Below are 13568 nucleotides of genomic sequence, written 5' to 3' on the forward strand. Positions count from 1 at the left end.
CCTGTTACGCGACCTGGAAGAAATGCCCGTCCCCGGCCTCCTGATAGCGGCGCTGCGGCGGTGCATAGTCGACCGTGCGGAAAGGGCTCTTGATCTCGTCGCTCGAAATCCGGCGCGTCTGCCGGCGCGAGGGATCGGCGATCGGCACCGCCGCCATCAGCCGCTTCGTGTATTCGTGCTGCGGATTTTCGAAGACGGCCTGCCGAGGGCCGATCTCGACGATTTCACCGAGATACATCACCGCCACCCGGTGGCTGATCCGTTCCACGACGGCCATATCGTGGGAGATGAAGAGATAGCCGAGCCCGTATTTCTCCTGCAGGTCGAGCATGAGATTGATGACCTGGGCCTTGACCGAGACATCGAGGGCCGAAACGGATTCGTCGGCGATGATCAGCTTGGGTTCGAGCGCAAGGGCTCTTGCGATGCAGACGCGCTGACGCTGGCCGCCCGAGAACTCATGCGGAAAACGGTTCGCCATCGATGCGGAGAGACCGACCCGTTCCAGCAGTTCCCCGACACGCTTCTTCGCCTCCGCAGCGGTGGCAAGCCCATGCGCGATGATCGGCTCCGCGATCGCCTCGCCGATCCTGATGCGCGGATTGAGGCTTTCGAACGGATCTTGGAAGATCATCTGCGCTTCGCGGCGTATATCCGCCAACTGCGACTTTCCGGCGCCGAGCACATTCTTTCCGTCGATGCGGATTTCGCCGGCTGTCGGATCGGTGAGCCGGATGATGGATCGGCCGGTCGTCGACTTGCCGCAGCCGGATTCGCCGACGAGCGACAGCGTCTCGCCCTGCCGCAATTCGAGGGAAACGCCTTCGACGGCGTGGATGCGGCCGATCGTCTTGCGCAGGAAACCCTTCTTGATGGCGAAGCGAGTGACGAGATTGTCGACCTTGAGGATGGGATCGGCATTCCGCTTCACCGTGTCCTCGGTCGGTTTAACCGGCTGGATCTCGCCGGTCTTCATATCAACCTGCGGAAAGCGGAGTGGCCGTTCGAGGCCACGCATGGAACCGAGCTGCGGAACCGCGGACAGAAGCGCGCGGGTGTAAGGATGTTTCGCCGCCTTGAAGATGCCGCGTGTCGTGCCGCTCTCGACGGCCTCGCCACGATACATGACCACGGTGCGATCGGAAATTTCGGCCACCACGCCCATGTCGTGAGTGATGAAGAGAACAGACATGCCCTCCTCTTCCTGCAGCGTCTTGATGAGCTCCAGGATCTGCGCCTGGATAGTGACGTCGAGCGCCGTGGTGGGTTCGTCGGCGATCAGGAGCTTCGGATCGCAGGCAAGCGCGATCGCGATCACGACGCGCTGGCGCATCCCGCCGGAGAAGTTCATCGGGTATTCGTTGAGGCGCGACCTGGCCGACGGAATGCGAACCTTCTCCAGAAGCCGGACGGCTTCGGCTTCCGCCTGAGAATACGTCATGCCGCGATGCTGTACGAGAACCTCAGTGATCTGCTGGCCGATCCTCAGCACCGGATTGAGGCTGGTCATTGGCTCCTGGAAGATCATGCCGATGCGGTTTCCGCGAATGGACTGCATCTCGCCAAGCGGAAGATCAAGGAGGTTTCTGCCCTCGAACTCGATCCTGCCGGTGACGCGGGAATTGGCCGGCGAAAGGAGCCGCATGATCGACATGGCGGTCACGCTCTTGCCCGAGCCGGACTCGCCGACGACCGCGACGGTTTCCTTTTCGCCGATATCGAAGCTCACGTCGCGGACGACGTTCTGCCACTCGCCGTCGACGCGGAAGGAGGTGGTGAGGTTGGAGATAGAAAGTGCCGGTTTGGTCATGACTCAGCCTTCCCGCCGGGGATTGAGGATATCGCGCAGGGCATCGCCGATCAGGTTGATCGCGACGATGAGCAGCAGCAGCGCAAGACCGGGGAAGAAGCTGATCCAGTAATCCCCGGAGAGAAGATATTCGAAGCCGTTCGAGATCAGCAGCCCGAGCGACGGTTCCGTCACCGGCAGACCGATGCCGAGGAAGGAGAGGGTCGCTTCCAGCATGATGGCATAGGCGACGCGCATGGTGGCCACGACGATCAGCGGCGGCAGGCAGTTCGGCAGGATATGCCGGAAGAGGATGCGCCGGTCTGGCAGCGCCATGGAGCGGGCGGCATCCACATAGGCACGCTTGCGTTCGACGAGCGCCGATCCACGGATGGTGCGGGCGTAATAGGCCCATTGCGTCACGATGAGCGCGAGGATGATCTTGTCGACGCCCTGCCCAAGGATGGCGAGGAAGATCAGGGCGATCAGGATCGCCGGAAAGCTGAGCTGGATATCGACGATGCGCATCAGGACGGAATCGACACGGCCGCCGGCATAAGCGCTCACAAGCCCGATCGACGCGCCGACGACCAGCGCGATCGCGGCGCTCGATATGCCGACGAGAATGCTGGTACGCAGCCCATAGAGGATGGCGCTCAGAAGATCGCGGCCCTGGTCGTCGGTGCCGATCACATAGGCCAGCCCGTTCATGCTTTCCGAACCCGGCGGCAAGCGACCGTCGAGGATGTCGAGCTGCGACAAATCGTAAGGGTTCTGGGGCGCGATGACCGGCGCCAGAACTGCCGCGATGACGAAGATCAGCACCAGCACGATGCCGAGAAGCGCCAGTTTATCCTGCAGCAAGGCCGAGATCGTCTGGCGGAAGGGCGAGCGGGATACGGGCGGTTTGCCACCATTATTGCCGACGTGAACGGAGGTGGTCGTGTTTGTCTCCTGGTTCATCACGAATTCCCTTCAAGACGAACGCGTGGATCGACGATCGAATAGAGGATGTCGACGAGCAGGTTGATGACGCTGAACATCACGACCGTGATCATCAGGTAGGCGAGGATGACCGGGCGATCGAGAACGGCGATGGCGTCGATGATCAGCTTGCCCATTCCGGGCCAGGCGAAGATGGTCTCGGTGACGACGGCGAAAGCGATCAGGGAGCCGAGCTCAAGGCCGATCACCGTGATCAGCGGGATCAGCGTGTTCTTGAGGACGTGGACGAGCACGATGCGGCGTTCGGTGAGCCCCTTGGCCCTGGCGAAGCGCACGAAATCGAGCTGCATCGTCTCCATGACGCCCGCGCGGGTCAGGCGGATGACAAGCGAGATCTTGAAGAGCGCCAGATTGAACGCGGGCAGCAGAAGGTGGGAGAGGCCATCCAGCGTGAAGAGGCTGACCGGGACGCCGAAGACCGGCACCGTGTCTCCACGGCCCGATGCCGGCAGCCAGCCGAGCTGTACGCTGAACAACATGATCATCACGAGGCCGATCCAGAAGGTCGGCAGGCTGAAGCCGAGGATCGAGAAGGTCATGATCGACTTCGAGATCAATCCCTTCGGCTTCAGACCGGCATAGACGCCGAGCGGAATTCCGGCAATCAGCGCCATGACCAGCGCCACGAAGGCAAGCTCCAGCGTCGCCGGCATGCGGTTCAGGATCAGGGTCAGGGCTGGCTGGTTGAAGACGAAGGAATTGCCGAGATCGCCCGACAATGCACGTGTGAGGAAAAGCCAGTATTGTTCCAGGACCGGCTTGTCGAGCCCGAAGGACTGGATGACCTGAAGGCGCTCGGCCGGCGTCGCCGTCGGGCTCAGCAGCACGTCGACCGGATTGCCGACGAGATAAAGTCCGACGAACACCAGGACCGACATGACGAAAAGGGTCAGAATGGTCTGTATCGACCGGCTTAGCAGATAACCGCTCATAGGGATCAGCCTCCCAGCAACTTGGCCTCGGGCGGGGCAACGCGTCCATAGCGCGATATCCGCTCGATCAGCAGATTGATGAAGCCCGCCTCGTCCATATCGGTAACGACGGTCGCATCCGCGACATGGGCGATCTTCCGGTGGAAATCGGCGTAGGTGTGGCCCTTCGTGAGGCCGGTGACCTGCACGCCGACGGCGGCCTTCCGGCTTTTGAAAAGATCGGGCCGGATCAGCCAGGCGATCGTGGTGGCATCGTGAATGGGGCCCCCCGGCCGTCCGAAGCGGTCGATGTCACTGCGATCGAATCTGGAAAACAAATTGAAGAGCGCGGTGCCCGCTGGCCCACCCTCTTCGGCAAAACGCTCGAAATGCTTTTGCGTGAACAGCGCCTGGAACGTCATGTCGAGGGGCATGACCACGACCGGTACGCCGGACCGATAGACGATCTCGGCTGCGTGCGGATCCGCATAGATGTTGAACTCGGCCCAGGGCGTGCGGTGACCGAGCGCAGTGAACGCCCCACCCATCGAGACGACCTGGCGGATACCGCGCGCCACATCGGGATGCTGGATCAGCGCGAGCGCTATATTGGTGAGCGGCCCGATGGCGCAGATGGTGATCGGATCGCCCGTTTCGGCCGCCTCGCGAGCCTTCCGAACGATGAAATGCACCGCATGCTCGTCAGCCGGCCTGACGCCGCTTCCGGCTACGAGATCATCGCCGAACGAGCCGATCCGCGCATATTTGCCGAAGACCTGATCCCTGACCAGCGGACCCGGCGCGCCCGCATGGACCGGGACGTCGCTCCGGCCGGACAGGCCAACGATCTTGCACGCGTTCGCGACAGCGTCGTCCAGCGGAACGTTTCCCGCGACGACGGTGAGGCCAAGCACATCGATTTCCGGCGAGGCCAGCGCCATCAGGATGGCGGCGGCATCGTCGACGCCCGGATCGGTATCGATGATGACCTTGTGAATGCTCATGCCACGGCCTTCTCGGCATAGCGCGAAAGCCGCTCGAGGAAGAATTCGATCACGCCCTCGGCATCGACCCTGGTGACAATATCCGCATTGGGCTCCAGACCGCTCTTGCCATACCAGTCGGCAATCGTCTGCCCCATGCACAATTCGCTTTCATGCTCGACAAAGACGCGGGCACGCTGCGTCTCGAAGAGGCCGGGAGCGAGCAGATAGGCGATCACGAGCGGATCATGCAGCGGACCGCCGCGCGATCCGTAGCGGCGCACGTCGTTGCGGTCCCAGAATGCCATCAGCTCGGCCAGGGTTTCGGAAATACGCCCGCTCACTTCGGAAAACTGCGCGACATGCTCCGGCTTCAGCATGACCTGATGCGTCGCGTCGAGCGCCAGCGCCACGATCTGTACGCCGCTGGAAAAGACCACATGCGCCGCATGCGGATCGGCAAGAACATTGAATTCCGACGTCATGGTACGGTTACCGGGTTCGCGATAGGCCCCGCCCATCATGACCACCCGCTCGACGCCCTCGGCGATCTGCGGCTTCATCCGCAAGGCGACCGCCAGATTGGTCATCGGTCCAAGACAGCAGATTGTAATCCGTTTGCCTTCGTTTCCTGCAGCACTCAGCGTCTCGATGAGAAAATCAACCGCGGATTTGCTTTCGGCAGTCTTGACCGGTTCCGGCAGCGTGGTGTTGCCGAGGCCGTTCTTGCCGTGAAACTGGCCATAGATGGGCTCCCGGAACATCGGCCGGAAGCAACCGGCATGGACGGGGATGTCGGTCCGGCCGCCGAGCTCGCAAACCTGAAGGGCGTTGCGGACCGTCCGTTCGAGCGGCTGGTTGCCGCAGACGGGCGTGATGCCGAGGATTTCCAGTTCCGGAGAGACGAACGCAGTGAGAAGCGCGATCGCGTCGTCGATCCCGGGATCGCAGTCGATGATGATCGGAATTGCAGTCATTCTGAAATTGCCTGTGGTGTATCGAATGGGAAAACCGACGCTCAGAGAGCGCCGACATCGCGCAGCACGGCGCCGATCTCCGCACGGGCGGCCTCACCGAGCGCAGCCTGCGGAGCGATCGGCGCACCGACCGGAAAGCCCTGCAGTTCGAGCGCCGTCTTGATGCATGCGGCGATCGAATATTTCGCGAAGATTTCGTTGACCTTCCAGAGAGGCCGCTGCAGTTCCATGGCCTTAGCCCAGTCGCCTGCCCTTGCGGCCTCATAGAGAGCAATGCTCTGCCGAGGGACGATGCAGGCGGGACCGGCCATCCAGCCGACCCCGCCGATCATCATCACGCAAGCCGGAATATGAGCGGAAGCGGCGAACACGTCCATCCGGCCGCGGGTCCGCTCGATGATGGAGAGGAGGCGCCCGGTATTGGTAGAGGCATCCTTGATGTAGCGGATGTTCTCGACATGGCTCAGACGTTCGATGACCGGCAATGTCAGATCCGAGCGCTGAAACTGCGGATTGGTGTAGAGAACGACCGGACGTCCTTTCGCGGCTCTGGCGATCGCCGTGAAATAGGCTTCGACACCCTCGTCGCTGATCGGGAAATAGGCTTCCAGGATCGCCAGAATGCCATCGGCACCGGCCTCGACCATATACTCCGTCTGGGCAACGGCATCGGCAGTCGACGTTGACGCCACGCCGGCGACAACGGGGACCCGGCCGCGATTGGCCGAAATCACCGTATCGACGACGTGACGTCTCTGCTCTTGGGAGAGATAGGCAAATTCGCCGGTGCTGCCGAGCGGCGTCAAACCATGGACGCCCGCCTCGACGAGGTGATCCACCAGATCCGTCAGCACGCCGTCCATGACCTTGCCGGACTGATCGACCGGCGAGACGAGATAGGGGAATACGCCGCTGAAAGACATGATGGACCGTCCTTTCCGGGATTAGTTGGGCTTCACATAGTAGGGAAGCGTGTAACCATCCGAGCGGCCTTCGTAGGATAGCCCGTCTTTGACCGCCCAGGTGTTGGCCAGATAGAAGACGGGAATGACGCCGAGGTCGGTCATGGCGATTTCCGTCGCCTTCCTCAGAAGTTCCTCGCGCCTGGTATCGTCCAGCGTTCTGCGGGCTTCGGTCAAAGCCTTGTCGAATTCCGGATTGGAGTAACGGCCGCGATTGCCCTGCCCGGCCTTTTCGCCATAGGTTTCCAGGATCGGGCCGAGCACGCCGGATGCCTCGCCGGTTTCGACGGCCGCACCGCCCATGATGAAGCTGAACTCAAGCGCGGAAGCTCGGGTGAAATAGACACTGCCGGGGAGCGTGGCCACTTCCGTCTTGACGCCGATGCGGCTGAAGAACTGGCCGATCGCCTGAGCGACCTTGGAATCGTTCGGATACCGGTCGTTCGACGCATGGAAGGTCAGCGAGAAGCCTTCCGGGTAGCCCGCATCGGCGAGCAGTTGCTTGGCCTTGTTCGGGTCGTAGGGGTCGACCTTGATCGACGGATCGTAGCCGAAATAGCCTTCCGGAACGACCTGGCCGGCCGGCACGCCCTGCCCGTCCATGATGCGGTCGACGAGCGCCTCGCGGTTGATCGAAAGCGAGAGCGCACGGCGTACTTCCGGCTTCAAGAGCGGGTTCTTGCCGTCCGGCCCCTTGGCGAAAGGCGACACTTCGCGATCCTGATCCATATGCAGATACATGATGCGGTTGCCGGCAACGTTGACGACCTTCAGCTTGTCGGAGGCCTGAAGCTTTCGCGTGTCGGCGGTCGGGATGCTCTCGATCATATCCACGTCGCCGGAGAGAATGGCCGCCACACGGGCGCTGCTGTTCTTGAAAACCCGGAAGGTGACCTTGTCCCAGGCAGCCTTCTCGCCCCAATAGCCGTCGTTGCGTTCTACCACGACATTGTCGTCCGGCGTCCAGGAGACGAATTTGAACGGGCCGGTGCCAATGACGCCCTTGCCGGAATTCATCTCTTCCGTCGTCGTCTTCTCCATCTCCGCCGGGAGGATGGCGATACGGCTGAGATTGTTGAGAAGCAGCGGCGTCGGGCCGTCGGTCTTGATGCGGACCGTCAGCGGGTCGACCGCCGTTACCTCGGTGATCGCCTTCACATAGGCCGCGAAGGAGCTCGGGCTGTTGGTCGACGCCAGCGGGACGCGCTTGATGCTTGCCACGACGTCTTCCGCAGTGAAATCGCTGCCGTCATGAAACCTGACGTTCGGGCGCAGCTTGAATTCCCAGGTAGTGTCGTCGATGGTCTGCCAGGATACGGCAAGCGCAGGCTGAATCTGCTGCTTGGCATCCTGGTTGACGAGGCCATCGAAGATATTGCGCGCCATGGCGCTATTGGGGCCGACCACATAGAATTGCGGATCCATGGATGTCGTGGATGCCGCCAAGCCCACGGTAAGGTCCTTCGCGTGGGTTGCGAACGGTACGGCGAAAACAGACGCTGCCAGTGCGGCTGCGATCGTAAGGAATTTCATGATGGAGCTCCTCCGGTTGTCCGAAATCCGCGCTCTCCCTGCGGATTAAGGTGCAAATAAAGCTTTCGCCAGCAAAAGAAAAATTGCATTTAGTACACGGTTCATGCGCAAATGTTATGAAGGGATAAGGCAGTGCGTTTGAAACCTCGCCAGGTCGAGGCGTTCCGAAGCGTGATGATGACCGGCGGAATTACCGCGGCCGCCGAAGCGATGAATGTCACGCAGCCTGCCGTCAGCAGGCTCATCCGGGATCTCGAGGAGGTGGTTCAGATAACCCTCTTCGAGAGGCAGGGCACGCGGCTGGTGCCAACGGCAGAAGCGACCCAGCTTTTTCGCGAAGTCGAACGGCTTTATCTCGGTCTGGACCAGATCGCCCAAGCCGCAGACGATATCCGCAAACACAAGAACATCGTCCTGCGCATTGCGAGCGTGACATCCCTTATGAGACCTTATCTCCATCAGGCCATCATCGATGTCATCGGCAACCGCCTCGATCTCCCGCTCGTCATCGACGTCGAGAACAGCCGGCATATCTGGGATATGGTCGATAAGAACCAGTACGATCTCGGCTTCGTCTTCAGCTCTCCGCGCATGGCAGACAAGAACGCGGTTCTGCTGCACAGCTCACAGGCGGTCGCCGCCATGGCGCCGGGTCACGCGCTGGCATCCAGACATGTCGTCACGCCGGCCGACCTGCAGGATCAGCGGGTTCTGATCCCGGGCCGGAACTCGCCGCTCAGGCTTGCACTCGACCGTGCCTTTGCGAGCGCGGATCACCCGCCGGCAAGTACGATGGAAACATCCATGCTGAACTGCTGCCATTTCGCCGCTTCCGGCATCGGCGTGGGGATCGTCGATCAAACCAGCATCCGTGCGGCCGAGGTGGCGATCGTGGCGGTTCCCTTTCAGCCGAGCATCGACGTCTCGTATTTCGCCATCCGTCCTTCCGGAGCCGGGCGCATAGCGATCCTGGACGACCTTGTCGCCAGGATGAGCGAGCTGATGGCCTGAAACCCAATCCAAAACAGAAAGCCTTGAAGAAGACTTCAAGGCTTTCCGAGTTTCCTAATGAGAGGAAGACACCGGCTCCGGTGGCGCGGCCGCAGGAGCGGCGCCATGTCCCGGTTCTGGCCGCTTCGTGCGCAATACCGTGAGGACGAACACGAAGAAGGCCGGAACGAAGAAAATCGCCAGAACCGTGGCCGAAATCATGCCGCCGAGAACACCGGTGCCGATCGCATTCTGGCTCGCCGCACTCGGCCCTGTCGCGATGGCAAGCGGCACCACGCCGAGCGTGAAGGCGAGCGAGGTCATGATGATCGGGCGGAAGCGGACGCGAGCCGCCGCCACGGCCGATTCGGCCAGCGATTTCCCCTCGGCAAAGTAGTCCTTGGCGAATTCGACGATCAGGATCGCGTTCTTGGCGGAGAGGCCGATGATCGCGATCAGGCCGACCTTGAAGTAGATGTCGTTCGGCATGTCGCGCACCATCACAGCAAGAACGGACCCGATGACGCCGAGCGGCACGACGAGCATGACCGAGAGCGGAATCGACCAGCTTTCGTAGAGACCGGCGAGCAGCAGGAAGACGAACAGGATGCTGAGCCCGAAGAGGATCGGCGCCTGATTGCCCGACGTGATCTCCTCCAGCGACTGGCCCGTCCATTCGAAGCCGAAACCCTCCGGCAGCTCAGATGCAAGCCGTTCCATCTCGGCGATCGCCGCGCCCGAGGACACGCCCGGGGCCGGCTCACCGGAAATACGAACGGTCGGATAACCGTTGTAGCCAACGATCTGGGCTGGCCCCTTCTGCCATTCGGCGATGGCGAAGGACGACAGCGGGACCATTCCGCCATGCACGTTCCGGACATTCAGCTTCAGCAGATCTTCGGCCTGCAGCCGAGCCTTGTCCTGAGCCTGCACGATGACGCGCTGCATGCGGCCCGTGTTCGGAAAGTCGTTGATATAGGAGGATCCGAGATTCGCCGTGATGGTGTCGTTGATATCCGCGAAGGTGACGCCGAAGGTGTTTGCCTTCTCCCGGTCTATAACCAGCAGAAGCTGTGCGGCATCCGGCATGCCTTCCGGGCGGATGCCGACGATCAGGCCGGATTGCGATGCCTTCGCCATCAATTCGCCGGCGGCGGCATTGAGAGCGGCCTGGCCGTTTCCACCGCGATCCTGCAGACGGAAGGTGAAGCCGTTCGAAACGCCGAAACCTTCGATCGGCGGCGGCGAAAGGGCAAAGGTCGTCGCGTCCTTCAGCGCGAACAACTGCATGTTGGCGCGGTTGGCGATTTCCTGGGCGCTATTGCCCTCGCCGCGCTCCGCCCAGTCCTTCAGCGTAAGAATACCAGCGCGGCGTTGGGGCCGGTGCCGGAGAAACTGAACCCCTGGATCGCAACGGTGTTTTCGACCGCGGGCTCGGCCCGAAACACGTTCTCGATCTGCTCCAGCGAGGTGAGCGTGCGGTTTCGGCTCGCCTCCGGCGGTCCCTGTACGTCGACGATCAGGAAGCCCTGGTCCTCGTTCGGAACAAAGCCGCCCGGAAGATTGACGAACAGATAGCCGAGCCCGACGAGAAGCGCGAGATAGACCACCATCATCCGTCCGGCACGGCGTGCTAGGCCTGCGACGCTGCCGGAATAGCCGTTCGTGAGCCTTCCGAAGCTCCGGTTGAACCAGCCTGCAATCCCGCGTTTCTCGTGATGCCCCTTGGGAATGGGCTTCAACAGGGTGGCGCAAAGCGCCGGAGTGAGCGAAAGCGCCAGGAAAGCGGAAAACAGGATCGAGACGACCATCGTCAGGCTGAACTGCCGATAGATGATGCCTGTCGATCCGGGAAAGAACGCCATCGGGATGAAGACGGAGGAGAGGACCAGCGTGATGCCGAGGATGGCTCCCGTGATCTGGCCCATGGCCTTGCGGGTCGCCTCTTTCGGCGGCAGCCCCTCCTCGGCCATGATGCGCTCCACATTCTCGACGACGACGATCGCATCGTCGACCAGGATGCCGATAGCCAGCACCATGGCGAACATGGTCAGAACGTTGATGGAGAAGCCCGTCGCCAGCATGATAGCCAGCGTACCGAGCAGCGCGACCGGCACCACCAGCGTGGGGATGAGCGTGTATCGGAAGTTCTGGAGGAACACGAACATCACGACGAAGACGAGGATGATCGCCTCGACCAGCGTATGGATGACCTTCTCGATCGAAGCCGACACGAAGGGGCTTGTGTCATAAGGGATCGAATATTCGATACCCTGCGGGAAAAACCGGGAAAGCTCCTCCATTTTCGCTTCCACGGCAGCCGCGGTGGCGACCGCGTTGCCCGTGGAGGAAAGCTGGACGGCGGCGGCGGCGGTCGGCTTGCCGTTCAACCGGCTCACGAAGCTGTAGGCTTCCGCTCCGATCTCGATCTGCGCCACGTCGCGAAGCCGCACCGTCGATCCATCCGGGTTCGCCCTCAGGATGATGTCCCCGAACTGCTGCGGATCGCTCAACTGCCCATGCACCAGCACCGTCGCCGTGAGATCCTGGCTGACCGGATTAGGCGCGGCGCCGATCTGGCCGGCGGCAACCTGCGCATTCTGCGCGGCGATCGCTGCGCTGATATCCGCCGTGGAGAGATTAAGGCCGACCATCTTGTCGGGATCGATCCAGACGCGCATCGCGCGCTGGGCGGCAAAAAGCTGCACGCGGCCGACGCCGTCCAGGCGCCTCAATTCGCCGAGAACATTGCGGGTCAGGTAATCACCCAGTCCCACGTCGTCCAGCCGGCCGTCGGTCGAGTTGAGCGAGACCACCATCAGGAAGCCGGCGCCGGCTTCCTCGACATTGATCCCCTGCGACTTCACCGCTTGCGGCAGGCGGGGCTCGACGCGGCGGATGGCATTCTGCACGTCCACCGAGGCCTGATCGATATCGGTCCCGGCCACGAAGGTCGCGGTGATGGTGATGTAGCCCGAGGCGTCCGACGTGGATTCGAAATAGATCAGGCCATCCACGCCGTTCAGCTCTTCCTCGATCTGGCGCGTCACGCCCTGATAGATTTCCTGCGGCGAGGCGCCCGGATAGTTGGTCGAGATCGTCAGCTGCGGCGGAGCGACCTTCGGATACTGCGCCACGGGCAGGAACGGCAGCGCGATAATCCCGGCAAGCGAAATGAAGATCGCGAAAACCCACGCCAGAATCGGCCGGCTGATAAAGAACTGGGCCATTACCGCACCTGATTACCGGAATTGGCAGGGGCCGCTTCGGCCGCATTATCGGGATTCCAGGGCTCCGGAACCACCTTCGCACCGGGCTGCGCCTTCTGCGCGCCATCGACGATCACCTGCTCGCCGTTCTTGAGCCCGCTTTCGACCACCCATTCGTTGCCGATCGCCTCTCCAAGCGTAATGTCGCGGACCTGCGCAGTCGCGTCGTCCCCCACCACGTAAACCTGGGCCTTGCCGTCCGGAGAACGGACGACGGAGCGTTGGGGAATGGTGATCGCCCCCTGACGGACCGCCTGTTCGGCACGAACGCGAACATACATGCCGGGAAGAAGGTCGCCCTTCGGGTTCGGAAACTCGGCGCGCAACGTCACCTGCCCCGTGGTTGCGTCCACACTGGCGCTGGCAAACAGAAGCTTGCCCGGCTGCGAATAGACGCTGCCGTCATCGAAGACGAGCTGGACGCTCGCTTGGCCCGGTGCCGGGCTCGCAAGTCTTCCTTCATCCACCGCGCGCTTGAGGGCGAGCAATTGCGAAGACGATTGGGTGAAATCCGCATAAACCGGATCGATCTGCTGAATCAGCGCAAGGTTCTGCGCACCGTCGGCTGCGACCAATGCACCTTCCGTGACGAGCGCTGCGCCGATGATCCCGGTAATCGGCGCCCTCACCTCGGTATAATCGAGATTGATCCTCGCCTCATCGAGAGCTGCTTCGGCGGCTGCGACATCCGCGTCGGCCTGGGCGAGCGCGACGGCAGCGGTGTCGTAATCGACCCCGCTTGCCACATTGCGATTCCGGAGGGTTTTTTGCCGCTCCAGCTGCTGGCGGGCATTGGCCTGGGTGGCTTTCGCTCTCTGCAGAGCCGCCTCAGCGCTCGCGACGCGAACCCGGAAAAGTTTGGGATCGATGCGATAGAGGATATCGCCTTGCTCGACGAGGGTGCCCTGCTCGAACACACGCTCCTGCAGAATACCCGAGACCTGCGCCCGCACTTCCGAAACCCGCGTAGCCGCAATGCGGCCGGGCAATTCGCTGATGACCGGGACAGCGCGTTCCTGCAACGTCAATACACTCACCGCCGGCGGCGGCATTTCGCCAAATTGCCCGAAGGCGTTGCCGCTCATCGACACGATGATCGAAGCAGCCATCAGAACGGCGCCTGCACGCGGCCTAGATTTGAAATTTTTC

Annotated in this window: 9 protein-coding genes and 1 pseudogene; 1 reads left to right on the top strand and 9 read right to left on the bottom strand. The window is 62.0% G+C overall.

Going from position 1 to position 13568, the window contains the following annotated elements; translation table 11 throughout:
* Positions 1 to 4 precede the first annotated feature (4 nt).
* From QTA58_RS08555 to QTA58_RS08585, 7 genes are read right to left on the bottom strand one after another with little or no spacing between them, the layout of a single operon-like run.
* On the bottom strand, positions 5 to 1810 hold the full coding sequence (locus QTA58_RS08555; RefSeq protein ID WP_289672448.1) for an ABC transporter ATP-binding protein: 1806 nt from the start codon (positions 1808 to 1810) through the stop codon (positions 5 to 7).
* A gap of 3 nt (positions 1811 to 1813) precedes the next feature.
* Entirely contained in the window at positions 1814 to 2752 is a 939-nt protein-coding gene (locus QTA58_RS08560; RefSeq protein ID WP_289672449.1) for an ABC transporter permease, read from the bottom strand.
* On the bottom strand, positions 2752 to 3726 hold the full coding sequence (locus QTA58_RS08565) for an ABC transporter permease (RefSeq protein ID WP_085421695.1): 975 nt from the start codon (positions 3724 to 3726) through the stop codon (positions 2752 to 2754). The genes QTA58_RS08560 and QTA58_RS08565 overlap by 1 nt, the downstream gene beginning before the upstream one ends.
* A 5-nt stretch (positions 3727 to 3731) precedes the next feature.
* On the bottom strand, positions 3732 to 4709 hold the full coding sequence (locus QTA58_RS08570) for a nucleoside hydrolase (protein WP_289672450.1): 978 nt from the start codon (positions 4707 to 4709) through the stop codon (positions 3732 to 3734).
* Positions 4706 to 5665, bottom strand: a complete 960-nt coding sequence (locus QTA58_RS08575) for a nucleoside hydrolase (RefSeq protein WP_289672451.1) — start codon at positions 5663 to 5665, stop codon at positions 4706 to 4708. The genes QTA58_RS08570 and QTA58_RS08575 overlap by 4 nt, the downstream gene beginning before the upstream one ends.
* A 41-nt stretch (positions 5666 to 5706) precedes the next feature.
* Complete coding sequence (locus QTA58_RS08580; RefSeq protein WP_085421692.1) at positions 5707 to 6588, bottom strand: dihydrodipicolinate synthase family protein; 882 nt, start codon at positions 6586 to 6588, stop codon at positions 5707 to 5709.
* 21 nt (positions 6589 to 6609) lie between these two features.
* A complete protein-coding gene (locus QTA58_RS08585; RefSeq protein ID WP_289672452.1) occupies positions 6610 to 8160 on the bottom strand; it encodes an ABC transporter substrate-binding protein in 1551 nt (516 codons plus the stop codon).
* A 132-nt stretch (positions 8161 to 8292) separates the two neighbouring features.
* Between QTA58_RS08585 and QTA58_RS08590 the strand changes: the two genes are divergently transcribed.
* Positions 8293 to 9171, top strand: coding sequence for a LysR substrate-binding domain-containing protein (locus QTA58_RS08590; RefSeq protein WP_085421690.1), 879 nt, complete (start codon positions 8293 to 8295; stop codon positions 9169 to 9171).
* Between the two features lie 54 nt (positions 9172 to 9225).
* Here the strand turns inward: QTA58_RS08590 and QTA58_RS08595 are convergent.
* Positions 9226 to 12380: pseudogene (locus QTA58_RS08595) on the bottom strand (efflux RND transporter permease subunit).
* The gene (locus QTA58_RS08600) at positions 12380 to 13528 is read right to left on the bottom strand and encodes an efflux RND transporter periplasmic adaptor subunit (RefSeq protein WP_289673070.1); all 1149 of its coding nucleotides are present in this window, start codon (positions 13526 to 13528) and stop codon (positions 12380 to 12382) included. Before QTA58_RS08600 ends, QTA58_RS08595 begins: the two are co-directional and overlap by 1 nt.
* Between the last annotated feature and the right edge of the window lie 40 nt (positions 13529 to 13568).

This window comes from Neorhizobium sp. CSC1952 (assembly GCF_030378245.1).
Lineage (GTDB): Bacteria > Pseudomonadota > Alphaproteobacteria > Rhizobiales > Rhizobiaceae > Neorhizobium > Neorhizobium oryzae_A.

Bases quoted from the DNA above. Each gene is read 5' to 3' on its own strand.
- QTA58_RS08555 (WP_289672448.1), bottom strand. From the start codon at position 1,810: ATGACCAAACCGGCACTTTCTATCTCCAACCTCACCACCTCCTTCCGC.
- QTA58_RS08560 (WP_289672449.1), bottom strand. From the start codon at position 2,752: ATGAACCAGGAGACAAACACGACCACCTCCGTTCACGTCGGCAATAAT.
- QTA58_RS08565 (WP_085421695.1), bottom strand. From the start codon at position 3,726: ATGAGCGGTTATCTGCTAAGCCGGTCGATACAGACCATTCTGACCCTT.
- QTA58_RS08570 (WP_289672450.1), bottom strand. From the start codon at position 4,709: ATGAGCATTCACAAGGTCATCATCGATACCGATCCGGGCGTCGACGAT.
- QTA58_RS08575 (WP_289672451.1), bottom strand. From the start codon at position 5,665: ATGACTGCAATTCCGATCATCATCGACTGCGATCCCGGGATCGACGAC.
- QTA58_RS08580 (WP_085421692.1), bottom strand. From the start codon at position 6,588: ATGTCTTTCAGCGGCGTATTCCCCTATCTCGTCTCGCCGGTCGATCAG.
- QTA58_RS08585 (WP_289672452.1), bottom strand. From the start codon at position 8,160: ATGAAATTCCTTACGATCGCAGCCGCACTGGCAGCGTCTGTTTTCGCC.
- QTA58_RS08600 (WP_289673070.1), bottom strand. From the start codon at position 13,528: ATGGCTGCTTCGATCATCGTGTCGATGAGCGGCAACGCCTTCGGGCAA.